This is a genomic window from Burkholderia sp. WTPI3 (assembly GCF_021483755.1).
In the GTDB taxonomy this organism is placed as follows: domain Bacteria; phylum Pseudomonadota; class Gammaproteobacteria; order Burkholderiales; family Burkholderiaceae; genus Burkholderia.
Genome location: NZ_JAGIXF010000055.1, coordinates 24894 through 48948, shown reverse-complemented (window position 1 = coordinate 48948; position 24055 = coordinate 24894). Strand labels below are relative to the sequence as shown.

Here is a 24055-nt window from a genome sequence, read left to right as displayed (position 1 = left end):
GGCAGGCAGGTGCTCCGCGCGGGCCGGCGGTCGGTGAATCCGCTGGCCGTCGGGCATGGGCATGCCGACAAAAATCAGTCTGTTCGACAATGACTCCGCCTGCCATGCGGACGAACCCGACAGCCGCCTGATCCGTCATCCTTTCCTGTTCCGCTTTATCCATCCCTGCGCGCCATCACGGCCGCGCGTGCCGACAATCACCCTGCCTTCATCCCCCAGGAGCGGATCGTGTTCGTGATTTTCGGTGCATCAGGCAACGTCGGCCTGTCGACTGTAACGACCCTGCGCCGCGCAGGGCACCCCGTGCGCGCGGTGCTGCGCGACGCGCGCCACCGCGAACGCTTCGCGCAGCTCGGCTGCGACGTCGCGCTCGCCGATTTGACGGATGCCCCGGCGGTCGCCGCAGCGATTGCGGGCGCGCAAGCGGTGCAGATGCTGTGTCCGGTGCCCGTCGCCGACAGCGACCCGGCCGCAACGATGGAACGGACGATCGACATCGCGACCGGCGCACTCGTCGCGGACCCGCCGCCGCTACTGCTCGCGCTGTCGGACTACGGTGCCGAGCGCGACGGCAACACGGGCATCACGCGGCTCTTTCATCGTATGGAAGAGAAGCTGAAAACGGTGCCGACCCGGCTCACGCTGCTGCGCGCGGCCGAACACCTGCAGAACTGGGCACGCGTGCTGCCGGTCGCGCTCGGCACCGGCGTGTTGCCGAGCTTTCATCATCCGGTCGACAAGATGTTTCCGACGGTCTGGGCGCCCGACGTGGGTGTCGCGGCGGCACGGCTGCTGCTCGATCCGGCGCAACCGGGCAACGGACCGCGCATCGTCAGCATCGAAGGGCCGCGGCGCGTGAGCGTGCGGGATATCGCGGCAACACTCGGCGCGGCGGCCGGGCGCGAGATCGTCGCACGCGAACTGCCGCGCGACGCATGGACCGCAACGCTGCTGCGCGCGGGGCTCGGCGAACGCCATGCGCAGTTGATCGTCGATCTCTACGACGTGCACAACGCGGGGCAGATCGACGTGGAAGCCGGCGTGTCGGAGCGGCTATACGGCGCGACGTCGCCGGAGGATGTGCTCGCGCAACTGCTGCGCCGGGACGGGCGCTGAGCGAAGCGGCGGCTGAAGGCGTGCGCGATGCGCGTTACGCCTGCCGCTGCGTCCTGCTGGTCACCACATACGCCACCGACCCGATCACGATCCCCCAGAACGCGGACCCGAGCCCGAGCCACGTCATCCCCGACGCGGTTGCGAGGAACGTGATCACCGACGCTTCGCGGTGCGCCTCGTCTTCGAAGATCCCGTGCACGTTCGACCCAATTGCGCCGATCAGCGCGAGCCCGGCGAGGATCGCGACGAACGCCTTCGGCAGCGCGAAGAACAGCGTGACGATCGTGCCCGCGAAGAACCCGCCGATCAGGTAGATCACGCCGTTCGCGATGCCCGCGATATAGCGCCGGTCCGGATCCTCGTGCGAATCCTTGCCCGTGCACAGCGCCGCGGTGATCGCCGCGACGACGATCGTGATCCCGCCGAAGCACGCGACGACGAGCGACATCACGCTGGTCGCGGTGATGATCGGCCGCGCGGGCGTGTGGTAGCCCGACACGCGCAGGATCGCCATGCCCGGCAGAAACTGGCCGGTGAGACTCACGACGACGAGCGGCAGCGCGAGGCTGAGTGTCGTGCCGAGCGTCCATTCGGGCGCGATGAAGATCGGCCGCGCGATGCTCGGCGTCACGTTGCCGAGATGCGTCATCCCGAGCAGCGTCGCGAGCGCGGCGCCGGTCAGCAGCACGAGCACGATGCTGTAGCGCGGCAGCACGCGCTTGAAGATCACGTACGCGGCGATCATCCCGAATCCGAGCACCGGCTGCGCGGTGGCGGCGGAGAACGCGTGCATGCCGAACGGCAGCAGGATGCCGGCCATCATCCCGCACGCGATGCCGCGCGGAATGTGGCGCACGAGGCGGTCGAAATAGCCGGTGATGCCGATCGCGAGGATGATCAGCGCGGCGGTGATGTACGCGCCGACGGCCTGGTTCAGCGTCAGTTGCGGAAAGAGGCCGACGAGCAGCGCGGTGCCGGGCGCCGACCATGCGGTGATCACCGGCACCTTCAGCTTCCAGCTCGCGAACAGGCCCGACACGCCGGCGCCGATCGAGATCGCCCAGACCCACGACGACACCATCGCATTGGACGCATGCGCGGCCTGCGCGGCCTGGAAGAAGATCGCGAGTGGGCCCGCGTACGAAATCAGGACCGCGAGAAAGCCCGCGGTAATCGCGGAGATGGACCAGTCGTTGCCGATCGAGCGGATCGCGCCGGGCGAGGTGTTCGGTTGCATCGTCATAGGGGTAACGCGCGCGGCCGGGGGCCGGATCCACGGCGGAAGGTTGTCTGATAGCCCGGAGGTGCCGATATTTTCGGCGCTGTCGATGGAATTGACAATTCATCGACAGATATCAACACTGTTTACTTTTGATAAACAGTCAGGGCGAACGAGATGGACAGATTGCTGGCGATGCGGCTCTTCACGTGCATCGTCGATTCCGGCAGCTTCACGCGCGCCGCGCAGCAGCTCGGCATGCAGCGTGCGTCGGCCACGCAGATCATGAAGCAGCTCGAGTCGCATCTTGGCGCGCGGCTGCTGGTGCGCACGACGCGGCATGTGAGCGCGACGGTCGACGGTGCGGCTTACTACCGGCGCTGCGTGGATATCCTGGACGGGATCGACGAGGCGGAAGCGTCGTTCTCGCACGCGGCGCGCCATCCGCAGGGCGCGCTGAAGGTCGATCTCGCGAGTTCGTTCGCGCGGCTCGTCGTGATTCCGGCGCTCCCCGAATTCTTCATGCGCTATCCGCAGGTCACGCTCGACATCAGCGTCGGCGACCGCCGCGTCGATCTCGCGCGGGAAAGCGTCGACTGCGTCGTGCGGATCGGCGAGCTGACCGATTCGTCGCTGGTTGCGCGCCGCGTCGGCCTGCTCGAGCAGGTCACGTGCGCGAGCCCCGGTTATCTGGCCGCGCATGGCCGGCCGCGCAATCTCGCCGATCTCGCGAAGCATCGGGAAGTCGCGTATGTGTCGGCGTCGAGCGGCAAGCGCGTGCCGCTCGTGTTCGGCACGGACGGCAACGCTCGGACGACGGAGCTGCCCGCATCGGTGTCGGTCAACAACGGCGACGCATACGTGACGGCCTGCGAGGCCGGGCTCGGGATCATTCAGGTGCCGCGCTATCACGTGGTGGAGAAGCTGCGCGGCGGCACGCTGACGGCGATCCTTACGCGGCTGCGCCCGCCGCCGTTGCCGCTGTCGGTGCTGTATCCGCATCGCGGCCATCTGTCGCCGCGGCTGCGGGTGTTCATCGACTGGATCGGCGAGCTGGTGCGCGAGCGCGCCTGGTGACACCGGCGACGCAGGCCCGGCGAGCCGTCACGTACTGATCCGGGGATAGCCGTCGACGGTGGCCACCTGCGCGCCGCTTCCGGTCGACAGCGACGCCGTGCCGCGATCGAACGGATGCACGGGCGCATCGGTCGGCGTCCACGCATGGCGCGCCAGCAGTTCGCGATAGCCGCCGCGAATCACGAAACCGCCGCATTTCTCCGCATACGCATCGCGCCGCATCCGGTACGCGCGCGGCAGGTCATACCACGGCAGCTTCGGCAGGTCGTGATGAACGAGGTGATAGTTGTTGTTCAGGTACAGCAGCCGCATCGCGAAGCCGGCTTCGTTGATCGCGATGCGCGCCTTCGGATGCGGCGCGGCGCGATGCTCGAACAGCGAGCGGATCATCGCGAGCGACAGCGCGGGCCATGTGATCGCCAGCAGGTAGTACCACCACGGCACGCCGATCGACCACTGCAGCCAAGCGAGCAGTGCGGCCACGCTCGCCGCGTGCGTCAGCCACATCGGCAGATAGCGGAAGTCCCCGTGTCGAAGCGAGGCGAACGCGTCGACGAACATCGCCGCGACGCTCGTCGGCGGACCGAATGCCAGTCGTCCGACGAAGGTTGTACGCGCAACGGTGAGTGCGCGACGCCAGCGCGGCAGCTGCACCCACCGGTCGCGCGACACGTAGTTGGTTTCCGGATCGACGCCCGGCACGGTCAGGTCTTCGTCGCGGTGATGGTCGAGGTGCGTGTCGCGATACAGCGTGTACGGATACCAGACCGTCAGCGGCGGATAGCCGAGCAGCCGGTTCACGAACGGGGAACGCGTCGGATGGCCGTGCAGCAGTTCGTGCTGCAGCGACATGTGCCACGCGCCGAGCAGGATCAGCGGCGGCGTCGCGGCCGCGAGCGACAGGCGCTCCGCGCGCAAGAGCAGCAGCACGGCAAGCCAGCCGCCGTAGATCGCGACGACGAGCAGCCAGGTCGGCCACTCGGTGCGGGCAGTGAAGCGGGCGTCCAGCGCGGCGATCGCGCGCGCGTGGTCGACATCGAAGTATTCGGCCATGTGCTGACGGGGACGGATCGGAGGCGGTGCGGGACGCGGAGGATCGAGCGGGGCCGGATCGGGCGCTACCTGCCGGCTCGCGGCGCCTGCCGGCGCGTATTCGTATGCGAACGATATCGGGCCTGCGTCGTGAGCCAAACCAATCGATTCGGATTTGCTTATCGCTGCCGAGCCGATAAGCTTTGGCGCGCGCCGTGCCGGCTCCGACGCCCGTTACGGTACGCGAACCGGTTGACGCCGCGTGCCCGACGATGCATAGAATGCCCGCATGAGCTCATGGATCGCCGCACTGCCGATGTACAACGTGACGCCGCGCCACGCCGCACTGTGGCGCGCGTTGCTGCGCGACGCGCTCCACGCGTTCGCGCGCACCGGCGGCCCTGCCGGCGTTGCGCTGCCCGTCGAGCCGTTCGACGATCTGCACGCGCTGTGGCGGCGCGGCGACCTGCTGCTGTCGCAGACATGCGGCTATCCGTACCGGATGCTCGGATTACGCGATGCCGTGCGGTTGATCGCGACGCCGGCTTTCGATGCGCCGGGTTGCGACGGCGCGCACTACAGCAGCATGCTGGTCGTGTCGGCGCGGGTGCATGACGGCGGCGCGACGACGCTGGCCGGCTGTCGCGGGTTGCGCGCCGCATTGAACGGGCGCGACTCGCACAGCGGGATGAATGCATTCCGGCATGCGGTCGCGCCGCATGCGCATGACGGGCGCTTCTTCGGTTCCGTGCAGACATTCGGCTCGCACCTGGGCGTGCTGCAGGCACTGGCCGCCGGCGACGCCGACTGTGCGGCGATCGACTGCGTGACGTTCGCGTATGTGCGCGACGCGCTACCCGAGCGGTTGAACGACATCCGGATCGTCGGCGCGACGGCGACCGCGCCGGGATTGCCGTTCATCGCGTCGAAGGCGCTCGACGGAGCGCGCGTGCACGCGTTGCAGGCGGCGCTGGATCATGCGGTTGCGGCCGATCCGCAACGCGCGGGCGTGCTGCGGCTGACGGGGTTCGAGCGGTTGTCGCCCGGCGCGTACGACGCGATCGACCGCTTCGAGCAGGACGCCGCCGCGCACGGGTATCCCGAGCTCGCGTGAGCGGGGCGTCGTCCTAAAACGGCAACGTACCGGGCGGCGCATTGCGCACTACCGCAAGCGTCGCGCCGATATGGTCTTCGAGTGCGAGGGCGGCGCGCGCATCGGCGCGGCGCATCGCGGCTTCGAACAGGCACGTGTGCTCCGCATGCACGTCGCGCTTCGAATCGCCGAGCCCGATGCATACGCGCCGGTAGCGTTCGCTCTGCTGCGAGAGCATGCGCAGGATCAGGTAGGTCCACGGCGTCGCGGCCGCCGAGATCAGCGCTTCGTGAAAGCGCCGGTTGCACGCTTCCCACGCGGCGCGGTGCTCGATCGACACCGGCTGCTCCCACGCCGACAGCATGTCGAAGCTCTGGCGCACGCGGTGCGCCCACGCGTCGTCGCCGCGCCGCACCGAGTCGCGCAGCGCATCGACTTCGATATGAATGCGCAGCCGCGTGATCGCTTCCAGATCGTCGACCGACATCGGCGTGACGCGAAACCCGCGCTGCCCTTCGGCCACGACCAGCGCATCGCTGACGAGCCGCGTGAGCGCCTCGCGCAGCGTGCCGGCCCCGACGCCGTACACGTCCTTCAGGTGTTCGACGCGCAGCTTCGCGCCGGGCGGGTAATGCCCTTCGATGATGTGCTGCCGGAGCTGGTGATACGCGTGCTCGCTGAGCGTGCGGGCGTGCGGTTCGGTGTCGTCGGCGGCGGCCGGTTCGAGCGCCGGCAAGGCGTCGTCGAACGGATGGGCGGGCAGGATGGTGTTCATGTCACGCGTCCTCCTGATCCTGTTTGCGGTTGAGGCGATAGCTGAGCTGCGCGCGCGTCAGGCCGAGCAGGCGCGCGGCGGCCGACAGGTTGCCGTTCGCGCGGTCGACGGCTTCGTGCAGCAGCGCGCGCTCGAGGCCGTCGAGCCCGCCGCTGCCCTGCAACTGATCGAGGATCGTTGCGCAGTCGATCGACATCGCGGTCGCCGGCCGGATCTGCCCGGCCCGGTCGACCGTCGCGCCGCCGGGCGAGCCGACGCCGGGGAACAGGTCCTTCGCGTCGACCGGACGGTTCGGGCGCGACAGGATCACCGCGCGCTCGATCAGGTTCTCGAGCTCGCGCACGTTGCCGGGCCAGCGGTAGCCGCGCAGCGCATCGTACGCGTAGTCGGTCAGCGTCGGCGCGGGCTTGCCGTGCAGCGCCGCGAAGCGTTCGAGCATCGCGTCGGCGAGCGGCGCGATGTCGTCCTGCCGTTCGCGCAGCGGCGGAATCAGCACCGGGTACACGTTGATCCGGTAGTAGAGGTCGGCGCGGAACGTGCCGTCCCGCACGGCCTGTTCGAGATCGCGGTTGGTTGCCGCGACGACGCGCACGTCCACCTTCCTGCCGTTGGTCGCGCCGAGCCGTTCGACCTCGCCCTCCTGGAGCACGCGCAGCAGCTTCGCCTGCACGTCGAGCGGCAACTCGCCGATTTCGTCGAGAAACAGCGTACCGCCGTCCGCACGCTCGAAACGCCCGGCGCGCGCGGCTTGCGAGCCGGTGAACGCGCCTTTCTCCGCACCGAACAGTTCGGACTCGATCAGCGCATGCGGAATGGCCGCGCAGTTGATCGCGACGAACGGCTTCGCTGCCCGCGGGCTGAGGCTGTGCAGCGCGCGCGCGAAGCGCTCCTTGCCGACGCCCGTTTCTCCGGTGAGCAGCACGGCGACCTTGGTCGGCGCAGCCGTCTCCAGCAGCGCATAGGCGGCGCGAAACGCATCGGAGCGCCCGACGAGCCGGGTCCGGCCGTCGTCGGGTGTCATCTCCAGGCGCAGAGATTCGACCTCGGTCTGCAGGTCGCGGATCGTGTTGATCAGCGAGTCGGCCTTGAACCACGACGAAATCTCTTCCGCGTCGGGCCATTCGTCGGCCGGCTTGCCGACGATCGTGCAGTGCGGGTCGTGCATACCCACGCAGGACGTTTCCTTGAACAGGATCGTCCGGCCGATGAAGGCGCTCGTGTAGCCGGTCGCATAGCCGATCAGCATCCAGCACACGGGTTCGGGCTGCGGTCCGAACGTGCGGCGGTGCACGTCGGCCTCCCACGAGTGTTCCCAGCGGTATTCGCAGTAGAACGCGCCCGTCGCGGGATCGGCCTCGAAGCGCAGCGGCGTGACCTGCACCGCGCCTTCGAGCATGTGCAGCTGGGGGCCGACATGAAACATGTCGAATAGCGATGCGCCGCTGCGGATCTCGCGGGCGAGCGCCGCGTCGCGTTCGCCCGCGGCGAAGCCGACCCGGGTGAAGAAACGCCGGGTCTGCGCGGGGCCGACGCTTTCCATCAGCTCCTGGCGCAGCGTCGCCAGCGCGCCGGCATGCAGCAGCACCATCCGCTGTCCGGCCAGCCAGATGCGACCGTCGCTCGCCGAAAAATGGATCAGCTTGCGCAGGTCGGTGTCCGGCGGCAAAGGGGGCAGGCTGGGCCGCGTCATGTCTCCTCCATCGAGATTTCTCGTGATTTCAATAATTTTGTCGATCGGCGCCGCGGCGGGTACATCGATTTGATCATTTCATCAAATGCGCCGAAGCGGGTTGCTCAAATGATGAAAAAGGCCGCCGGATATGAGGTTTGGCGCGATCGCCGACGCCTGTTTTCCGTTCTGGTTAACCGCTATTGTGGGTCGCGAAATTGAACTGCGCGTCAGGGCTTTCCCTGAATTATCGAGATTTTTTGCTGCCCCGGCCGAACGTGGCATGGATGCTGCATTGAAGTCCGGCATGGAGGCGACACCGATCATGAATCAGCACCACACCGATCCTTCCCCGCTCGATCCCGGCCGCAAGTGCGTCCGCGTGACCGGCACGAATGTCCGCGGCTTCGTCGAATTCGAGTTGTCGATCGGCGGCGCGCCGGAACTGTTCGTCGAGCTGACGTTGTCTCCTGCCGCCTTCGATGCGTTCTGCCGCGAACAACGGGTGACGCGGCTCGACGTCGAAGCGAACCCATGACCTTGAGGAGCAAGAAGTGACCATCGAGCTGAAGACAGTCGACATCAAGCCGCTCCGGCACACCTTTGCGCATGTCGCGCAGAACATCGGCGGCGACAAGACGGCGACGCGCTACCAGGAAGGCATGATGGGCGCGCAGCCCCAGGCGAACTTCCATTATCGGCCGACCTGGGATCCGGACTACGAGATCTTCGATCCGTCGCGCTCGGCGATCCGGATGGCGAACTGGTACGTGCTGAAGGATCCGCGCCAGTTCTATTACGCATCGTGGGCGACGGCGCGGGCGCGCCAGCAGGATGCGATGGAGTCGAACTTCGAGTTCGTCGAATCGCGCCGGATGATCGGCCTGATGCGCGACGACGTGGCCGCGCGGGCGCTCGACGTGCTGGTGCCGCTGCGCCACGCCGCGTGGGGCGCGAACATGAACAACGCGCAGATCTGCGCGCTCGGCTACGGCACGGTGTTCACGGCGCCCGCGATGTTCCATGCGATGGACAACCTCGGCGTCGCGCAGTACCTCACGCGTCTCGCGCTCGCGATGGCCGAGCCCGACGTGCTGGACGCGGCCAAGGCGGCCTGGACCAACGACGCCGCCTGGCAACCGCTGCGCCGCTACGTCGAGGACACGCTGGTCGTGACCGATCCGGTCGAGCTGTTCATCGCGCAGAACCTCGCGCTCGACGGCCTGCTGTATCCGCTCGTCTACGACCGCTTCGTCGACGAACGGATTGCGCTCGAAGGCGGCTCGGCGGTCGCGATGCTGACCGCGTTCATGCCCGAGTGGCACACCGAATCGAACCGCTGGATCGACGCGGTCGTGAAGACGATGGCCGCCGAATCCGACGACAACCGCGCGCTGCTCGCACGCTGGACGCACGACTGGTCCGCGCGCGCCGATGCCGCGCTTGCACCGGTGGCGGCACGCGCGCTGCAGGACGCCGGCCGGGCCGCGCTCGACGAAGTGCGCGAGCAGTTCCAGGCGCGCGTTGCCAAGCTCGGCATTGCGCTCTGACGACGGGAACCCTCCCCTAACCCAAGGAAAGCCAGCATGTCCAACGTATTCATCGCCTTTCAGGCCAATGAGGACTCCAGACCGATAGTGGAGGCGATCGTCGCCGACAACCCGCGCGCGGTGGTGGTCGAGTCGCCCGGCATGGTCAAGATCGACGCGCCGGACCGGCTGACGATCCGCCGCGAAACGATCGAGGAGCTGACCGGCACGCGCTTCGACCTGCAGCAGCTTCAGGTCAACCTGATCACGCTGTCCGGCCACATCGACGAGGACGACGACGAGTTCACGCTGAGCTGGTCGCACTGAACGCCGCGCAACGCGCACCGACAATACCGGAGACACGAATGGACACGCCAACGCTCAAGAAAAAACTCGGCCTGAAGGACCGCTACGCGGCCATGACGCGCGGCCTCGGCTGGGAGACGACCTACCAGCCGATGGACAAGGTTTTCCCGTACGACCGTTACGAGGGCATCAAGATTCACGACTGGGACAAGTGGGTCGATCCGTTCCGCCTGACGATGGATGCGTACTGGAAATACCAGGGCGAGAAGGAAAAGAAGCTGTACGCGGTGATCGACGCGTTCACGCAGAACAACGCGTTCCTCGGCGTGAGCGACGCCCGCTACATCAACGCGCTGAAGCTGTTCATCCAGGGCGTGACGCCGCTCGAATACCTCGCGCACCGCGGCTTCGCGCACGTCGGCCGGCACTTCACCGGCGAGGGCGCGCGCATCGCGTGCCAGATGCAGTCGATCGACGAGCTGCGGCACTACCAGACCGAAACGCACGCGATGTCGACGTACAACAAGTTCTTCAACGGGTTCCATCACTCGAACCACTGGTTCGATCGCGTCTGGTACCTGTCGGTGCCGAAGTCGTTCTTCGAGGATGCGTATTCGTCGGGGCCGTTCGAGTTCCTGACCGCGGTCAGCTTCTCGTTCGAATACGTGCTGACGAACCTGCTGTTCGTGCCGTTCATGTCGGGCGCCGCATACAACGGCGACATGTCGACCGTCACGTTCGGCTTCTCCGCGCAATCGGACGAGTCGCGCCACATGACCCTCGGCATCGAATGCATCAAGTTCCTGCTCGAACAGGATCCGGACAACGTGCCGATCGTGCAGCGCTGGATCGACAAGTGGTTCTGGCGCGGCTACCGGCTGCTGACGCTGGTCGCGATGATGATGGATTACATGCAGCCCAAGCGCGTGATGAGCTGGCGCGAATCGTGGGAGATGTACGCGGAGCAGAACGGCGGCGCGCTGTTCAAGGATCTCGCGCGCTACGGCATTCGCGAGCCGAAGGGCTGGCAGGACGCCTGCGAAGGCAAGGATCACATCAGCCACCAGGCGTGGTCGACGTTCTACGGCTTCAACGCGGCATCGGCGTTCCACACCTGGGTGCCGACCGAAGACGAGATGGGTTGGTTGTCGGCGAAGTATCCCGACTCGTTCGATCGTTACTACCGTCCGCGCTTCGAGTACTGGGGCGAGCAGGCAAGGGACGGCAACCGCTTCTACATGAAGACGCTGCCGATGCTGTGCCAGACGTGCCAGATCCCGATGCTGTTCACTGAGCCGGGCAACCCGACGAAGATCGGCGCGCGCGAATCGAACTACCTCGGCAACAAGTTCCATTTCTGCAGCGACCACTGCAAGGAAATTTTCGACCACGAGCCGCAGAAATACGTGCAGGCGTGGCTGCCGGTGCACCAGATCCATCAGGGCAACTGCTTTCCGCCCGATGCGGACCCGGGCGCGGAAGGCTTCGATCCGCTCGCCGCGGTGCTCGACTACTACGCGGTGACGATGGGCCGCGACAACCTCGATTTCGACGGCTCGGAAGACCAGAAGAACTTCGCGGCCTGGCGCGGCCAGGCCACGAGCAACTGACCCGCAACCGACACGCAATCTTGACGAGGGCCCGCGAAGCGCCGATGCGCGAACGCGGGCCGACAGGAGACAAACATGGCCGTCATCGCGCTCAAACCCTACGACTTCCCGGTGAAGGACGCCGTCGGGAAGTTTCCGGCGCCGCTGCTCTACGTGTGCTGGGAAAACCACCTGATGTTTCCGGCGCCGTTCTGCCTGCCGCTGCCGCCCGACATGCCGTTCGGCGCTTTGGCCGGCAACGTGCTGCCGCCCGTCTACGGCTATCACCCCGACTTCGCGAAGATCGACTGGACGCGCGTCGAGTGGTTCCGTTCGGGCGAACCGTGGGCGCCGGACCCGGCGAAGAGCCTGGCCGACAACGGCCTCGGGCACAAGGACCTGATCAGCTTTCGCACGCCGGGCCTCGACGGCCTCGGCGGCGCGAGCTTCTGACCGCCACGCGGACGAGCGAACCATCATGAGCCACCAACTTACCATCGAGCCGCTGGGCGTCACGATCGAGGTCGAGGAAGGACAGACGATGCTCGATGCCGCGCTGCGCCAGGGCATCTACATTCCGCATGCGTGCTGTCACGGGCTGTGCGGCACCTGCAAGGTCGCCGTGCTCGACGGCGAGACCGATCTCGGCGATGCGAACCCGTTCGCGCTGATGGATTTCGAGCGCGAGGAAGGCAAGGCGCTCGCATGCTGCGCGACGCTGCAGGCCGACACCGTGATCGAGGCCGACGTCGATGAAGAGCCGGATGCGGAAATCATCCCGGTCAAGGACTTCGCGGCCGACGTCACGCGCATCGAACAGCTCACGCCGACCATCAAGTCGATTCGGCTGAAGCTGTCGCAGCCGATCCACTTCCAGGCGGGCCAGTACGTGCAGCTCGAGATTCCCGGCCTCGGGCAAAGCCGCGCGTTCTCGATCGCGAACGCGCCGGCCGACGTCGCGGCCACCGGCGAGATCGAGCTGAACGTGCGGCAGGTGCCGGGCGGGCTCGGCACGGGCTATCTGCACGAGCAACTGGCGACGGGCGACCGCGTGCGCCTGTCGGGCCCATACGGCCGCTTCTTCGTGCGCCGCTCGGCCGCGCTGCCGATGATCTTCATGGCCGGCGGGTCGGGGCTGTCGAGCCCGCGCTCGATGATCGCGGACCTGCTCGAAAACGGCGTCACCGCGCCGATCACGCTGGTCTACGGTCAGCGCAACGCAAAGGAGCTCTATTACCACGACGAATTCCGCGCGCTGGCCGAACGCCATCCGAACTTCACGTACGTGCCGGCGCTGTCGGAAGGCGCGCCGGATGCGGGCGGCAATGTCGCGCAAGGGTTCGTGCACGACGTCGCGAAGGCGCATTTCGACGGCGACTTCTCCGGACACCAGGCATACCTGTGCGGCCCGCCCGCGATGATCGACGCGTGCATCACGACGCTGATGCAGGGGCGCCTGTTCGAGCGCGACATCTATCACGAGAAGTTCATTTCGGCGGCGGACGCGCAACAGACGCGCAGCCCGCTGTTCCGGCGGGTGTGACATGGACGCGGGCGGCGTATGCGGGACGGTCACGATCGCGCAGACCGACGAGCGCTATGCGTGCGTGTCCGGCGAATCGTTGCTGGCCGGCATGGCGAAGCTCGGCCGGCGCGGCATTCCGGTCGGCTGCCTGAACGGCGGGTGCGGCGTGTGCAAGGTGCGCGTGCTGCGCGGTGCGGTGCGCAAGCTCGGGCCGGTCAGCCGTGCACATGTAAGTGCGGAAGAAGAGAACGACGGCTATGCGCTTGCGTGCCGCGTCGCGCCGGACGGCGACGTCGAGCTCGAAGTGGCCGGCCGGCTCAGGAAGCCGTTCTTCTGCGGCACGGCATGTGCCGGCACGACGGTCATCAACAAGTAACCAGGAGGAGACTCACCATGGGTGTGATGCGTATTGGTCATGTCAGTCTGAAGGTGATGGACATGGAAGCGGCGCTGCGTCATTACGTGCGCGTGCTCGGCATGCAGGAAACGATGCGCGACGCGGCGGGCAACGTCTACCTGAAATGCTGGGACGAATGGGACAAGTATTCGCTGATCCTGTCTCCGTCCGATCAGGCGGGGCTCAAGCATGCCGCATACAAGGTCGAGCACGACGCCGATCTGGATGCGTTGCAGCAGCGCATCGAAGCGTACGGGATCGCGACCGAGATGCTGCCCGAAGGCGCGCTGCCGGCGGTCGGCCGCCAACTGCGATTCCTGCTTCCGAGCGGTCACGAACTGCGGCTGTTCGCGAAGAAGGAACTGGTGGGCACCGCGGTCGGCTCGCTGAACCCCGATCCGTGGCCCGACGACATTCCGGGCTCGGCCGTGCACTGGCTCGACCACTGCCTGCTGATGTGCGAACTGAACCCGGAGGCCGGCGTGAACCGCGTCGAGGAGAACACGCGCTTCATGGCCGAGTGTCTCGACTTTCATCTGGCCGAGCAGGTGATGGTCGGCCCGGGCAACACGATCCAGGCCGCGACCTGGATGTTTCGGAGCACGACGCCGCACGACATCGCATTCGTCGGCGGCCCGCGCAACGGCCTGCATCACATCGCGTTCTTCCTCGACGACTGGGCCGACGTGCTGAAGTCGGCCGACGTGATGGCGAAGAACAAGGTGAAGATCGACGTTGCGCCGACGCGGCACGGCATCACGCGTGGCACCACCATCTATTTCTTCGACCCGAGCGGCAACCGCAACGAGACGTTCGCGGGGCTCGGCTACCTCGCGCAACCCGATCGCCCGGTCACGACGTGGACCGAGGAGGAGCTCGGGCGCGGGATCTTCTTCCACTCGGGCGAGCTGAACGAAGCGTTCACGACCGTCTACACCTGATCTCGCAAGGAGCACGGCGCCATGCATCGAAACGATACGAACCGGAGCGTCGACGTGCGCACGATCGACTGGCTCGCCGCGTCGCGCGCGGCGCAGGCGGCGGCCGAGGCCGCCGGGCGGCTCGGCGTGCGCGTGAACGTCGCGGTGGTCGATGCGGCCGGCCTGCTTGCGGCCTTCGTGCGCATGCCCGGTGCGCCGCTGCATTCGATCGACATCGCGATCGACAAGGCATACACGGCCGCGAGCTTCGGCTTGCCGACCGGCGCGTGGCACGACGCGCTGGCGACGCACTCGGACGCAGTGCGGCAGGGCCTCGTGCTGCGCGCGCGCTTCGTCGCGTTTGGCGGCGGGCTGCCGATCGTCGACGACGGCGCGTTGATCGGCGGCATCGGCGTATCGGGCGGCAGCGAGGCGCAGGACGAGCAATGCGCGCACGCGGGGCTCGACGCAGCCGGCTTCGGCGGCCCATGAAACACGACGCGCGAACAGGCTTCACGCCCCCACGGATCACGGATTCACGACTATCGGTACCCACATCATGTACGACACCGAACCCATCGCCGCGACACGCGGCCCCGCCGGCGGGCAGCCGGAACCGCGGCTCGTCCGCAACTTCATCGACGGCGACTATCGCGCGGGCGAACGCTGGTTCGACAAGCGCTCGCCGCTCGACAACGCGGTGATCGCACGCGTGGCCGAAGCGAGCCGCGCCGATGTCGACGCCGCGGTACAGGCGGCGCGCGCGGCGCTGGCCGGCCCGTGGGGCGGCCTGGGCGTCGCGCAGCGCGTCGAGATCCTGTATGCGGTGGCCGACGGCATCACGCGCCGTTTCGACGATTTTCTCGAAGCGGAAGTGGCCGATACCGGCAAGCCGGTGAGCCTCGCGAGTCATATCGACATCCCGCGCGGCGCCGCGAACTTCAAGGTGTTCGCCGACGTCGTGAAGAACGTGCCCGGTGAAACGTTCGAAATGGCGACGCCGGACGGCGCCGGCGCGCTCAACTACGCGATCCGCCGCCCGGTCGGCGTGGTCGGCGTGATCTGCCCGTGGAACCTGCCGCTGCTGCTGATGACGTGGAAGGTCGGGCCGGCGCTCGCGTGCGGCAACACGGTGGTCGTGAAGCCGTCGGAGGAGACGCCGCAAACGGCCGCGCTGCTCGGCGAAGTGATGAACGCGGCCGGCGTGCCGCGCGGCGTCTACAACGTCGTGCACGGCTTCGGGCCGGGCTCGGCCGGCGAATTCCTGACCACCCATCCGGGCGTGAACGCGATCACGTTCACCGGCGAGACGCGCACCGGCGCGGCCATCATGAAGGCCGCGGCCGACGGCGCGCGGCCCGTCAGTCTCGAGATGGGCGGCAAGAACGCGGCGATCGTGTTTGCCGACTGCGATTTCGACGCGGCTGTCGAAGGCACGTTGCGCTCGTGCTTCGCGAATACGGGGCAGGTCTGTCTCGGCACCGAGCGCGTCTATGTCGAGCGTCCGCTGTTCGAGCGCTTCGTCGCCGCGCTGAAGGCCGGCGCCGAGCGGCTGCGCCCCGGCCGCCCTGAAGCGGAGTCGACCGGCCTCGGCCCGCTGATCAGTCAGGAACATCGCGACAAGGTGCTGTCGTATTACCGCCAGGCGGTCGAACTCGGCGCGACGGTCGTGACGGGCGGCGGCGTGCCCGACATGCCGGACGACCTGCGCGACGGCGCGTGGGTGCAGCCGACGATCTGGACCGGCCTCGGCGACGATTCGCCGATCGCGCGCGACGAGATCTTCGGGCCGTGCACGCTGGTGATGCCGTTCGATTCCGAAGCCGAGGCGATCGGCCGCGCGAACGCGAATGCGTACGGGCTGTCGACCGCGATCTGGACCGGCAACCTGTCGCGCGCGCATCGCGTCGCCGCGTCGATCGACGTCGGCATCGCATGGGTCAACTCGTGGTTCCTGCGCGACCTGCGGACCGCATTCGGCGGCGCGAAGCAATCGGGCATCGGCCGCGAAGGCGGCGTGCATTCGCTCGAGTTCTACACGGAGCTGCGCAACGTCTGCGTGAAGCTCTGACCCACCCGTTACCGACCGGAAAACTTTTATGGACTCCACGTTGATTACCACGCTGGGCGACCGTCTGTACGACGCGATGACGTCGCGCACGCCCGTCGCGCCGCTGACGTCGCAGCACGAAGACCTGTCGGTCGACGACGCGTACCGGATCCAGCAGCGCTTCGTGCAGCGCCGCCTCGATGCGGGCGAGACCGTCGTCGGCAAGAAGATCGGCGTCACGTCGAAGGCGGTGATGGACATGCTCGGCGTGTACCAGCCCGACTTCGGCTACCTGCTGTCGGGCATGGTGTACGGCGAAGGCGAGTGCATCGCGCTCGACACGCTGATCCAGCCGAAGGCCGAAGGCGAGATCGCCTTCGTGCTGAAGCGCGACCTGCTCGGCCCGGGCGTGACGAACGCGATGGTACTGGCGGCGACCGAATGCGTGATGCCGTGCTTCGAGATCGTCGATTCGCGCATTCGCGACTGGAAGATCCGCATCGGCGACACGGTGGCCGACAACGCGTCGTGCGGCGTGTTCGTGCTCGGCGACCGTGCGGTGAGCACGCGCAGCGTCGATCTGTCGACCTGCGGGATGGTGCTCGAGAAGAACGGCGACGTGATCGGCACCGGCGCCGGTGCGGCCGCGCTCGGCTCGCCGGTGAATGCCGTCGCGTGGCTCGCCAATACGCTCGGCCGCCTCGGCATTCCGCTGAAGGCCGGCGAAGTGATCCTGTCCGGCGCGCTCGCTGCAATGGCGCCGGTCGGACCCGGCGACAACTTCCGCGTGTCGATCGGCGGGATCGGCGCGTGCTCGGTACGGTTCGCGTGAGCGTCGCCCGTTCCCCATTTCAGTCAAACGAGGAATTCCCCATGACCCGAAAGATCCGTTGCGCGCTGATCGGCCCCGGCAACATCGGCACCGACCTGCTCGCCAAACTGATGCGCAGCCCCGTGCTCGAACCTGTGTGGATGGTCGGCATCGATCCCGATTCGGACGGCCTGAAGCGTGCGCGCGAACTCGGCCTGAAGACCACTGCCGAGGGTGTCGACGGCCTGCTGCCGCACGTGCAGGCCGACGGCGTGCAGATCGCATTCGACGCGACGAGCGCGTACGTCCACGCGGAGAACAGCCGCAAGCTGAATGCGCTCGGCGTGCTGATGATCGACCTGACGCCGGCCGCGATCGGCCCGTACTGCGTGCCGCCCGTCAATCTGAAGGACCACATCGGCTCCGGTGAGATGAACGTCAACATGGTCACCTGCGGCGGCCAGGCGACGATCCCGATGGTGCGCGCGATCTCGCGCGTGCAGCCGGTCGCATACGGGGAGATCGTCGCGACCGTGTCGTCGCGCTCGGTCGGCCCCGGCACCCGCAAGAACATCGACGAATTCACGCGCACCACGGCGGCGGCCGTCGCGCAGGTCGGCGGTGCGAAGCAGGGCAAGGCCATCATCGTGATCAACCCGGCCGATCCGCCGCTGATCATGCGCGACACCGTGCACTGCCTGACGGAAAGCGCGCCCGACGAAGCGCGCATCGTCGAATCGGTGCACGCGATGATCGCCGACGTGCAGCGTTACGTGCCGGGTTACCGGCTCGTCAACGGGCCGGTGTTCGACGGCAACCGCGTGTCCGTCTATCTCGAGGTCGAAGGCCTCGGCGACTACCTGCCGAAATACGCGGGCAACCTCGACATCATGACGGCCGCTGCCGCGCGCACCGCCGAAATGTTCGCCGAGGAACTGCTGGCCGGGCGCCTCACGCTGGCGTCGGCCGCGCAGGCGGCCTGACGCGCGCAGATGCGACTTCCACGACCGGACAAAGAGGAAACGGCAATGAATCTCAAAGGCAAACGCATCACCGTCCACGACATGACGCTGCGTGACGGCATGCACCCGAAGCGTCACCAGATGACGCTCGATCAGATGCGCTCGATCGCGACCGGGCTCGACGCGGCCGGCGTGCCGCTGATCGAGGTCACGCACGGCGACGGCCTTGGCGGCTCGTCGGTCAACTACGGCTTTCCCGCGCATACCGATGCGGAATATCTCGGCGCGGTGATCCCGCTGCTCAAGCGCGCGAAGGTGTCCGCACTGCTGCTGCCGGGCATCGGCACCGTCGATCACCTGAAGGAAGCGCATGCGCTCGGCGTACATACGATCCGCGTCGCGACGCACTGTACCGAGGCCGACGTCTCGGAGCAGCACATCGCGATGGCACGCAAGCTCGACATGGATACCGTCGGCTTCCTGATGATGAGCCACATGAACAGCCCCGAAGGACTGGTGAAGCAGGCGAAGCTGATGGAGTCGTACGGCGCGAACTGCATCTACATCACCGATTCGGCGGGCTACATGCTGCCCGACGACGTGAAGGCTCGCCTGGGCGCGGTGCGCGATGCGCTGCAGTCCGACACGGAGCTGGGTTTTCACGGCCACCACAACCTCGCGATGGGCGTCGCGAACTCGATTGCGGCGATCGAGGCCGGCGCGAACCGGATCGACGGCGCGGCGGCGGGGCTTGGCGCCGGCGCGGGCAACACGCCGCTCGAGGTGTTCGTCGCCGTGTGCGAGCGGATGGGCATCGAGACCGGCGTCGACGTGTGGAAGATCCAGGACGTCGCGGAGGATCTCGTCGTGCCGATGATGGACTTCCCGATCCGCATCGACCGCGACGCGCTGACGCTGGGCTATGCCGGCGTCTACGGGTCGTTCCTGCTGTTCGCGAAGCGGGCCGGCGAGAAGTACGGGATTCCTGCGCGCGACATCCTCGTCGAGCTCGGCCGGCGCGGGATGGTCGGCGGGCAGGAGGACATGATCGAGGACACCGCGCTGACGCTCGCGAAGGCGCGCGCCGCGCAAGCGAAGCGGGAGGCCGCATGAACCTGTCGATTGACACGATCGAGTCGCTGGCCGCGCATCTCGACGACTGCATGCGCGACGCGCGCGACACGCCGAAGATCACCGACCGTCATCCGGAGATGGACTGGGACGACGCCTACGCCGTGCAGGATGCGATCCGCCGCCGGCAGCTCGCGCGCGGCGCGCGCATCGTCGGCTACAAGGCCGGCCTGACCTCGCACGCGAAGATGCGGCAGATGGGCGTCGACACACCCGTGTTCGGCTTCCTGACCGATATCTGCGATCTGCCCGACGGCGGCGAGTGCGATACGTCCGCGCTGATTCATCCGAAGGTGGAGCCGGAGATCGCGTTCGTGACGAAGGCCGAGCTGAAGGGGCCGGGCTGCCATGTCGGCGCGGTGCTCGCCGCGACCGACTTCGTCGTCGCCGGGATCGAGGTGATCGACAGCCGCTACCGCGATTTCAAGTTCGACCTGAAGAGCGTGGTGGCCGACAACACGTCGGCCGCGCGTTTCGTCGCGGGCGGCCGCCCGCTGGCGGTGGACGGCGTCGATCTGCGCACGCTCGGCATCGTGCTCGAGAAGAACGGGCAGCCGGTCGCGTTCGGCGCCGGCGCGGCGGTGCTCGGGCATCCGGCCGCCGCGATCGCGATGCTCGCGAACCACCTGGGTGCGCGTGGCGAATCGATTCCCGCGGGCAGCCTGATCCTGTCGGGCGGCATCACGGAGGCGGTGGCCGTCGCGGCCGGCGACAACGTGACGCTGCGCGTGCAGGACGTCGGGTCGGTCGGCCTGCGCTTCATTTGAACGTCCTGAACGAAAGGGAGGCCATCGTGCCGGTAGCGCATCTGTACATCCTCGAAGGCCGCGACGACGACAAGAAGGAACGCCTGATCGCCGAGGTCACCGAAGCCATCCATCGCTCGCTCGATGCACCGATCGAATCGGTGCGCGTGATCATCACCGAGATGCCGAAAGCGCACTTCGGGATCGGCGGGCAGAGTGCGAAAAAGCGCGGACGCTGACGCAGCGTGCGCCACGGAAATCGACTGGAGGAGCGTCATGTCAAGCAACCCTGAAATCGGCCGCCGGATCGTCGCGGGCGGCCTCGACACCAATTATCACGACGTCGGCGACGGGCCGCCCGTGCTGCTGATCCACGGCTCCGGCCCGGGCGTCACGGCTTACGCGAACTGGCGGCTCACGATGCCCGCGCTGGCCACGCAGTTCCGCGTGATCGCGCCCGACATGGCCGGATTCGGCGAAACCGAACGGCCGAGCGGGTACACCTATTCGATGGACAACTGGGTCGATCACGCGCTCGGCCTGCTCGATGCGCTCGGCGTCGAGCGCGCGCACGTGATCGGCAATTCGTTCGGCGGCGCGCTGGCGCTTGCGTTGGCGGTCCGCGCGCCCGAGCGGGTCGGCCGGCTCGTGCTGATGGGCGCGGCGGGCACGCGCTTCACGCTGACCGAAGGGCTCGACGCCGTCTGGGGTTATACCCCGTCGATCGCGAACATGCGCGGTCTGCTCGACATCTTCGCGTTCGATCGCACGCTCGTGAACGACGAGCTTGCGAAGCTGCGCTACGACGCGAGCGTGCGGCCCGGCTACCAGGAGGCGTTCGCGAACATGTTCCCCGCGCCGCGTCAGCGCTGGGTCGATGCGCTCGCGAGCGAAGAGACGAAGCTGCGCGCGCTGCCGCACGACACGCTGATCGTCCACGGTCGCGAGGATCGCGTGATTCCGCTCGACAGTTCGATGAAGCTACTGGAGTTGTTGCCGAACGCGCAGTTGCACGTGTTCGGCCGCTGCGGGCACTGGACGCAGATCGAGCACGCCGCACGCTTCAACCGGCTCGTGATCGAGCACTTCAACGAGTAGGCGAACGGCGGGGCGATCAGGGCGGACATAAAAAATCAATTCAGTAGAACGAATATTGGAGACATCGATGAAACGAAAGGCTGCATTCGGACTGGTCTCGCTCGCCGCGTGCGCGGGCATGGCGCTGAGCACGGGCGCGCGGGCGACGGAGGGGGGCGGCGATACGATCGGCGAGGGCGCGGAGGCGTTCTTCGCCGGTGCGTTGCCGCCGGCCGGGCTCTACGGGTTGCTGTACTACACCCATTACCATGCGTCGCACTTCAACGATTCCCACGGCAACAGCTCGGTGCCGGGCTTCAAGCTCGATGCCGACGTGCTGATTCCGCGCGTCGTCTGGATGTCGAACCTGTCGGTGCTCGGCGGGCGCTACGGCGCGTATGCGGTGCTGCCGATGGAGCATCTGGCGCTGGATGCGGGCGGCGCGTCGTTCGACCGCACCAATCTCGGCGACCTGATCGTCAGCCCCGCGCTGATCGCATGGGGTTCGGGTGCGTTGCGCACCGTCGCGGCGATCGAGTTCGTGTTCCCGACCGGCCAGTACGACATGCATGCGGCGCTGAACACCGGCAAGAACTACTACACCGCGCGGCCGGTGTTCGGCGTGTCGTGGTTGCCGAACGACAAGGTCGAGGTGTCCGCGAAGTTCACGTACAGCTTCAACTCGCCGAACAACGACACGCACTACCACTCGGGGAACCTGTTCCACGTCGACTACTCGGCGAGCTATGCGGTCACGCCGAAGGCGCGGGTCGGGCTGTCGGGGTACTTCGTCAAGCAGACGACCGACGACATGCAGAACGGGCAGGCGGTCGGGGGCGACGGTTTTCGCGGACAGGCGTTCGCGATCGGGCCTGGTTTCCGTTACCAGTTCAGCAAGGTCAGTCTGGAAGCGCGCGTCGTGAAGGAGTTTTTCGTGCGCAACCGGCCGGCCGGCGAGGCCGTGTGGGCGAAGGCCGTCATTCCGTTCTGACGCGCCGGCGCGTGCGGGCGAGGCGGCGGGGAACGGGGCGCGGTAAGGCAGTGTCTGGCGATGCTCGGCGGGCGTGCCGCATAAGCGCTGCGGCCCGCCCGTCCGGCATCACCTCGTCACTCTTCGTCCATCAGCCGGACCTTGACCCGCTTGCCCTTGATTTTCCCCGCATTGAGCTTGCGCAGCGCGTCGTGCGCGACGCCGCGCTCGATCGCGACGTAGGTCGAGAACTCGGTCACGTTGATCTTGCCGATCTGCTTGCCGTCGAAGCCCGCGTCGCCGGTCAGCGCGCCGAGCACGTCGCCGGGGCGGATCTTGTCCTTGCGCCCGCCGAGGATCTGCAGCGTCTCCATCGGCGGCAGCAGCGTGCCGTCGCCGGCCGGCTTCAGTTCCGCGAGCGGATGCCATTCGACCTCGCGCTTCTGCGCCTGCTCGATCGCGCCGACGCGGCCCATCTCGTCCATGCTGGCGAGGCTCAGCGCCCAGCCTTCCTGGTCCGCGCGGCCGGTACGGCCGATGCGGTGCACGTGCACTTCGGGGTCGGGCGTCACGTCGACGTTGATCACCGCTTCGAGTTGCGCGATGTCGAGCCCGCGCGCGGCGACGTCGGTCGCGACCAGCACCGAGCAACTGCGGTTCGCGAACTGGATCAGCACCTGATCGCGCTCGCGCTGGTCGAGCTCGCCGTGCAGCGCGAGCGCGTGGAAGCCCTGCGCGTGCAGCACGTCGAGCAGGTCGCGGCATTGCTGCTTGGTGTTGCAGAACGCGATCGTGCTGACCGGGCGGTAGTGATTCAGCAACTGGCCGACCGCGTGCAGCCGCTCGGTTTCCGCCACTTCATAGAAGCGCTGACGGATCTTGCTGTTGTCGTGACGCTCCTCGAGCTTCACTTCCTTCGGGTTGCGCAGGAACTGCTGGCTCAGCTTCGCGATGCCGTCCGGATAGGTCGCCGAGAACAGCAGCGTCTGGCGCGTCGTCGGGCACATCCGCGCGACCTTCGCGATGTCGTCGAAGAAGCCCATGTCGAGCATCCGGTCGGCCTCGTCGAGCACGAGCGTGTTCAGCGCACCCAGCTTCAGGTTGCCGCGGTCGAGGTGATCCATGATCCGGCCCGGCGTGCCGACGACGATATGCGCGCCGTGCTCGAGGCTCTGCGCCTGCGGGCGCATCGGCGTGCCGCCGCACAGCGTCAGCACCTTCACGTTTTCCTCGGCGCGCGCGAGGCGGCGCACTTCCTGCGCGACCTGGTCGGCGAGCTCGCGCGTCGGGCACAGGATCATCGCCTGCACGTCGAAACGGCGCGTGTCGAGGCGCGCCAGCAGCGCGAGCGAGAACGCGGCGGTCTTGCCGCTGCCCGTCTTCGCCTGTGCGATCAGGTCATGGCCGGCCAGCGCGATCGGCAGGCTCGCGGCCTGGATCGGCGTCATGTCGACATAGCCGAGCTGCGCGAGGTTCGCGAGCGCGGCGGGCGTCAGCTGCAGCGCGCTGAACGGCGTGGCGGTCGGTTGGGTCAAGAGATGTCTCCGAGGTAGGGGCGGCCTTCCATCTGCTCGTAGACGACCTTGCCTTCGTCGTCCTCGAAGCGTTCGAGATAGTTGCGGGCGCCGCACAGCGGGCAGCGGAACAGCAGCCCCTGGCCTTCGTCCTTGATGACGACGTCGGACGTCTCCCACTGCGTGCCGCAGCTCTGGTTTCGGCAGGTAAACACGGTCTTTCTCCAGCTGAATTCGGTTGTGCGCCCCTGGCAGGCGGGCGCGGGCGCCGCATGGCCACGGCAGTCGCGCGCACCCGCGGGAGCGGGGCGGAGCGGACGGTGGCGTGAGGGTGCGACGCTGCGGATGATGGATCGGGAGGGCGATTCGGGATCGCGCGTGCCGCAATTCTAGCGGATACCGCGCGCGGTGCCGGGCCGGATGGCGCAGAACCGGCGGAATCGACCGGTTTCGTCCAGCCGCCGCCGGGGTACGGCCGGCGGCGCGCGCCCGATCGCCGGGCGTCGACGCAAAAACGGCCATCCTCGCGGATGGCCGCAGATTGCCC

26 protein-coding genes are annotated in these 24055 nt (G+C 67.5%); 20 read left to right on the top strand and 6 right to left on the bottom strand.

Features of this window, described 5'->3' with window-relative positions; genetic code table 11:
- Positions 1-228 precede the first annotated feature (228 nt).
- Positions 229-1116, top strand: coding sequence for an NmrA family NAD(P)-binding protein (locus J7024_RS25540; RefSeq protein WP_124829726.1), 888 nt, complete (start codon positions 229-231; stop codon positions 1114-1116).
- 34 nt (positions 1117-1150) lie between these two features.
- Here the strand turns inward: J7024_RS25540 and J7024_RS25535 are convergent, their stop codons facing one another.
- Complete coding sequence (locus J7024_RS25535) at positions 1151-2353, bottom strand: benzoate/H(+) symporter BenE family transporter (RefSeq protein WP_234745572.1); 1203 nt, start codon at positions 2351-2353, stop codon at positions 1151-1153.
- A 159-nt stretch (positions 2354-2512) separates the two neighbouring features.
- Here J7024_RS25535 and J7024_RS25530 point away from each other — a divergent pair, with 159 nt between their 5' ends.
- Entirely contained in the window at positions 2513-3412 is a 900-nt protein-coding gene (locus J7024_RS25530) for a LysR family transcriptional regulator (protein WP_124829724.1), read from the top strand.
- A gap of 27 nt (positions 3413-3439) precedes the next feature.
- Here the strand turns inward: J7024_RS25530 and J7024_RS25525 are convergent, their stop codons facing one another.
- Positions 3440-4465 (bottom strand): fatty acid desaturase, encoded by a 1026-nt coding sequence (locus J7024_RS25525; RefSeq protein WP_124829723.1) that lies wholly within the window; start codon positions 4463-4465, stop codon positions 3440-3442.
- Positions 4466-4733: 268 nt separating this feature from the next.
- Between J7024_RS25525 and J7024_RS25520 the strand changes: the two genes are divergently transcribed.
- The gene (locus J7024_RS25520) at positions 4734-5558 is read left to right on the top strand and encodes a phosphate/phosphite/phosphonate ABC transporter substrate-binding protein (RefSeq protein WP_124829722.1); all 825 of its coding nucleotides are present in this window, start codon (positions 4734-4736) and stop codon (positions 5556-5558) included.
- Between the two features lie 13 nt (positions 5559-5571).
- Here J7024_RS25520 and J7024_RS25515 read toward each other — a convergent pair whose 3' ends face one another.
- A complete protein-coding gene (locus J7024_RS25515) occupies positions 5572-6312 on the bottom strand; it encodes a GntR family transcriptional regulator (RefSeq protein WP_124829721.1) in 741 nt (246 codons plus the stop codon).
- 1 nt (position 6313) lies between these two features.
- Complete coding sequence (locus J7024_RS25510; protein WP_124829720.1) at positions 6314-8002, bottom strand: sigma-54-dependent Fis family transcriptional regulator; 1689 nt, start codon at positions 8000-8002, stop codon at positions 6314-6316.
- A 130-nt stretch (positions 8003-8132) separates the two neighbouring features.
- Between J7024_RS25510 and J7024_RS25505 the strand changes: the two genes are divergently transcribed.
- The 17 genes from J7024_RS25505 (at position 8133) to J7024_RS25425 (ending at position 22015) form a co-directional block, all read left to right on the top strand.
- Positions 8133-8519, top strand: coding sequence for a phenol hydroxylase subunit (locus J7024_RS25505; RefSeq protein WP_233410062.1), 387 nt, complete (start codon positions 8133-8135; stop codon positions 8517-8519).
- 16 nt (positions 8520-8535) lie between these two features.
- Positions 8536-9531, top strand: coding sequence for a phenol hydroxylase (locus J7024_RS25500; protein WP_124829719.1), 996 nt, complete (start codon positions 8536-8538; stop codon positions 9529-9531).
- Positions 9532-9567: 36 nt separating this feature from the next.
- A complete protein-coding gene (locus J7024_RS25495; RefSeq protein WP_124829718.1) occupies positions 9568-9837 on the top strand; it encodes an MmoB/DmpM family protein in 270 nt (89 codons plus the stop codon).
- A 38-nt stretch (positions 9838-9875) separates the two neighbouring features.
- A complete protein-coding gene (locus tag J7024_RS25490) occupies positions 9876-11426 on the top strand; it encodes an aromatic/alkene/methane monooxygenase hydroxylase/oxygenase subunit alpha (RefSeq protein ID WP_124829717.1) in 1551 nt (516 codons plus the stop codon).
- A 75-nt stretch (positions 11427-11501) separates the two neighbouring features.
- Positions 11502-11858, top strand: coding sequence for a phenol hydroxylase subunit P4 (locus J7024_RS25485; protein ID WP_124829716.1), 357 nt, complete (start codon positions 11502-11504; stop codon positions 11856-11858).
- 25 nt (positions 11859-11883) lie between these two features.
- Positions 11884-12948: an NADH:ubiquinone reductase (Na(+)-transporting) subunit F gene (locus J7024_RS25480; RefSeq protein ID WP_124829715.1), complete on the top strand. Its 1065-nt coding sequence runs from the start codon at positions 11884-11886 to the stop codon at positions 12946-12948.
- Between the two features lies 1 nt (position 12949).
- Positions 12950-13306 carry a 2Fe-2S iron-sulfur cluster-binding protein gene (locus J7024_RS25475; protein ID WP_175761438.1) on the top strand — a complete coding sequence of 119 codons (357 nt, stop codon included), beginning with the start codon at positions 12950-12952 and terminating at the stop codon, positions 13304-13306.
- A 17-nt stretch (positions 13307-13323) separates the two neighbouring features.
- Entirely contained in the window at positions 13324-14268 is a 945-nt protein-coding gene (locus J7024_RS25470; RefSeq protein WP_124829713.1) for a catechol 2,3-dioxygenase, read from the top strand.
- A 21-nt stretch (positions 14269-14289) separates the two neighbouring features.
- Entirely contained in the window at positions 14290-14739 is a 450-nt protein-coding gene (locus tag J7024_RS25465) for a GlcG/HbpS family heme-binding protein (protein ID WP_124829712.1), read from the top strand.
- Positions 14740-14806: 67 nt separating this feature from the next.
- Positions 14807-16318 (top strand): 2-hydroxymuconic semialdehyde dehydrogenase, encoded by a 1512-nt coding sequence (locus tag J7024_RS25460; protein WP_124829711.1) that lies wholly within the window; start codon positions 14807-14809, stop codon positions 16316-16318.
- Positions 16319-16346: 28 nt separating this feature from the next.
- On the top strand, positions 16347-17129 hold the full coding sequence (gene dmpE, locus J7024_RS25455) for a 2-oxopent-4-enoate hydratase (protein WP_096500762.1): 783 nt from the start codon (positions 16347-16349) through the stop codon (positions 17127-17129).
- A gap of 41 nt (positions 17130-17170) precedes the next feature.
- Positions 17171-18091 (top strand): acetaldehyde dehydrogenase (acetylating), encoded by a 921-nt coding sequence (locus tag J7024_RS25450; protein ID WP_124829710.1) that lies wholly within the window; start codon positions 17171-17173, stop codon positions 18089-18091.
- A 45-nt stretch (positions 18092-18136) separates the two neighbouring features.
- Complete coding sequence (dmpG, locus tag J7024_RS25445; RefSeq protein ID WP_124829709.1) at positions 18137-19183, top strand: 4-hydroxy-2-oxovalerate aldolase; 1047 nt, start codon at positions 18137-18139, stop codon at positions 19181-19183.
- A complete protein-coding gene (gene dmpH, locus J7024_RS25440) occupies positions 19180-19968 on the top strand; it encodes a 2-oxo-3-hexenedioate decarboxylase (RefSeq protein WP_124829708.1) in 789 nt (262 codons plus the stop codon). The genes dmpG and dmpH overlap by 4 nt, the downstream gene beginning before the upstream one ends.
- Before the next feature lie 26 nt (positions 19969-19994).
- The gene (locus J7024_RS25435; RefSeq protein WP_105132058.1) at positions 19995-20186 is read left to right on the top strand and encodes a 2-hydroxymuconate tautomerase; all 192 of its coding nucleotides are present in this window, start codon (positions 19995-19997) and stop codon (positions 20184-20186) included.
- A 37-nt stretch (positions 20187-20223) separates the two neighbouring features.
- Positions 20224-21045: an alpha/beta fold hydrolase gene (locus J7024_RS25430; protein WP_124829707.1), complete on the top strand. Its 822-nt coding sequence runs from the start codon at positions 20224-20226 to the stop codon at positions 21043-21045.
- Positions 21046-21112: 67 nt separating this feature from the next.
- Positions 21113-22015: a SphA family protein gene (locus J7024_RS25425; protein ID WP_124829706.1), complete on the top strand. Its 903-nt coding sequence runs from the start codon at positions 21113-21115 to the stop codon at positions 22013-22015.
- A gap of 116 nt (positions 22016-22131) precedes the next feature.
- Here J7024_RS25425 and dbpA read toward each other — a convergent pair whose 3' ends face one another.
- Entirely contained in the window at positions 22132-23529 is a 1398-nt protein-coding gene (gene dbpA / locus J7024_RS25420; RefSeq protein ID WP_175751138.1) for an ATP-dependent RNA helicase DbpA, read from the bottom strand.
- Complete coding sequence (locus J7024_RS25415) at positions 23526-23723, bottom strand: hypothetical protein (protein WP_124829704.1); 198 nt, start codon at positions 23721-23723, stop codon at positions 23526-23528. Before J7024_RS25415 ends, dbpA begins: the two co-directional genes overlap by 4 nt.
- Positions 23724-24055: the final 332 nt, after the last annotated feature.

Excerpts from the sequence above, each read along its gene's own strand:
- J7024_RS25470 (WP_124829713.1), top strand. The coding sequence starts at position 13,324 with ATGGGTGTGATGCGTATTGGTCATGTCAGTCTGAAGGTGATGGACATG.
- J7024_RS25475 (WP_175761438.1), top strand. The coding sequence starts at position 12,950 with ATGGACGCGGGCGGCGTATGCGGGACGGTCACGATCGCGCAGACCGAC.
- J7024_RS25425 (WP_124829706.1), top strand. The coding sequence starts at position 21,113 with ATGAAACGAAAGGCTGCATTCGGACTGGTCTCGCTCGCCGCGTGCGCG.
- J7024_RS25465 (WP_124829712.1), top strand. The coding sequence starts at position 14,290 with ATGCATCGAAACGATACGAACCGGAGCGTCGACGTGCGCACGATCGAC.
- J7024_RS25490 (WP_124829717.1), top strand. The coding sequence starts at position 9,876 with ATGGACACGCCAACGCTCAAGAAAAAACTCGGCCTGAAGGACCGCTAC.
- J7024_RS25450 (WP_124829710.1), top strand. The coding sequence starts at position 17,171 with ATGACCCGAAAGATCCGTTGCGCGCTGATCGGCCCCGGCAACATCGGC.
- dmpG (WP_124829709.1), top strand. The coding sequence starts at position 18,137 with ATGAATCTCAAAGGCAAACGCATCACCGTCCACGACATGACGCTGCGT.
- dmpH (WP_124829708.1), top strand. The coding sequence starts at position 19,180 with ATGAACCTGTCGATTGACACGATCGAGTCGCTGGCCGCGCATCTCGAC.
- J7024_RS25515 (WP_124829721.1), bottom strand. The coding sequence starts at position 6,312 with ATGAACACCATCCTGCCCGCCCATCCGTTCGACGACGCCTTGCCGGCG.
- J7024_RS25495 (WP_124829718.1), top strand. The coding sequence starts at position 9,568 with ATGTCCAACGTATTCATCGCCTTTCAGGCCAATGAGGACTCCAGACCG.
- J7024_RS25535 (WP_234745572.1), bottom strand. The coding sequence starts at position 2,353 with ATGCAACCGAACACCTCGCCCGGCGCGATCCGCTCGATCGGCAACGAC.
- J7024_RS25530 (WP_124829724.1), top strand. The coding sequence starts at position 2,513 with ATGGACAGATTGCTGGCGATGCGGCTCTTCACGTGCATCGTCGATTCC.
- J7024_RS25480 (WP_124829715.1), top strand. The coding sequence starts at position 11,884 with ATGAGCCACCAACTTACCATCGAGCCGCTGGGCGTCACGATCGAGGTC.
- J7024_RS25430 (WP_124829707.1), top strand. The coding sequence starts at position 20,224 with ATGTCAAGCAACCCTGAAATCGGCCGCCGGATCGTCGCGGGCGGCCTC.
- J7024_RS25460 (WP_124829711.1), top strand. The coding sequence starts at position 14,807 with ATGTACGACACCGAACCCATCGCCGCGACACGCGGCCCCGCCGGCGGG.
- J7024_RS25525 (WP_124829723.1), bottom strand. The coding sequence starts at position 4,465 with ATGGCCGAATACTTCGATGTCGACCACGCGCGCGCGATCGCCGCGCTG.
- J7024_RS25510 (WP_124829720.1), bottom strand. The coding sequence starts at position 8,002 with ATGACGCGGCCCAGCCTGCCCCCTTTGCCGCCGGACACCGACCTGCGC.
- J7024_RS25520 (WP_124829722.1), top strand. The coding sequence starts at position 4,734 with ATGAGCTCATGGATCGCCGCACTGCCGATGTACAACGTGACGCCGCGC.
- J7024_RS25505 (WP_233410062.1), top strand. The coding sequence starts at position 8,133 with ATGAGGTTTGGCGCGATCGCCGACGCCTGTTTTCCGTTCTGGTTAACC.
- J7024_RS25485 (WP_124829716.1), top strand. The coding sequence starts at position 11,502 with ATGGCCGTCATCGCGCTCAAACCCTACGACTTCCCGGTGAAGGACGCC.
- dmpE (WP_096500762.1), top strand. The coding sequence starts at position 16,347 with ATGGACTCCACGTTGATTACCACGCTGGGCGACCGTCTGTACGACGCG.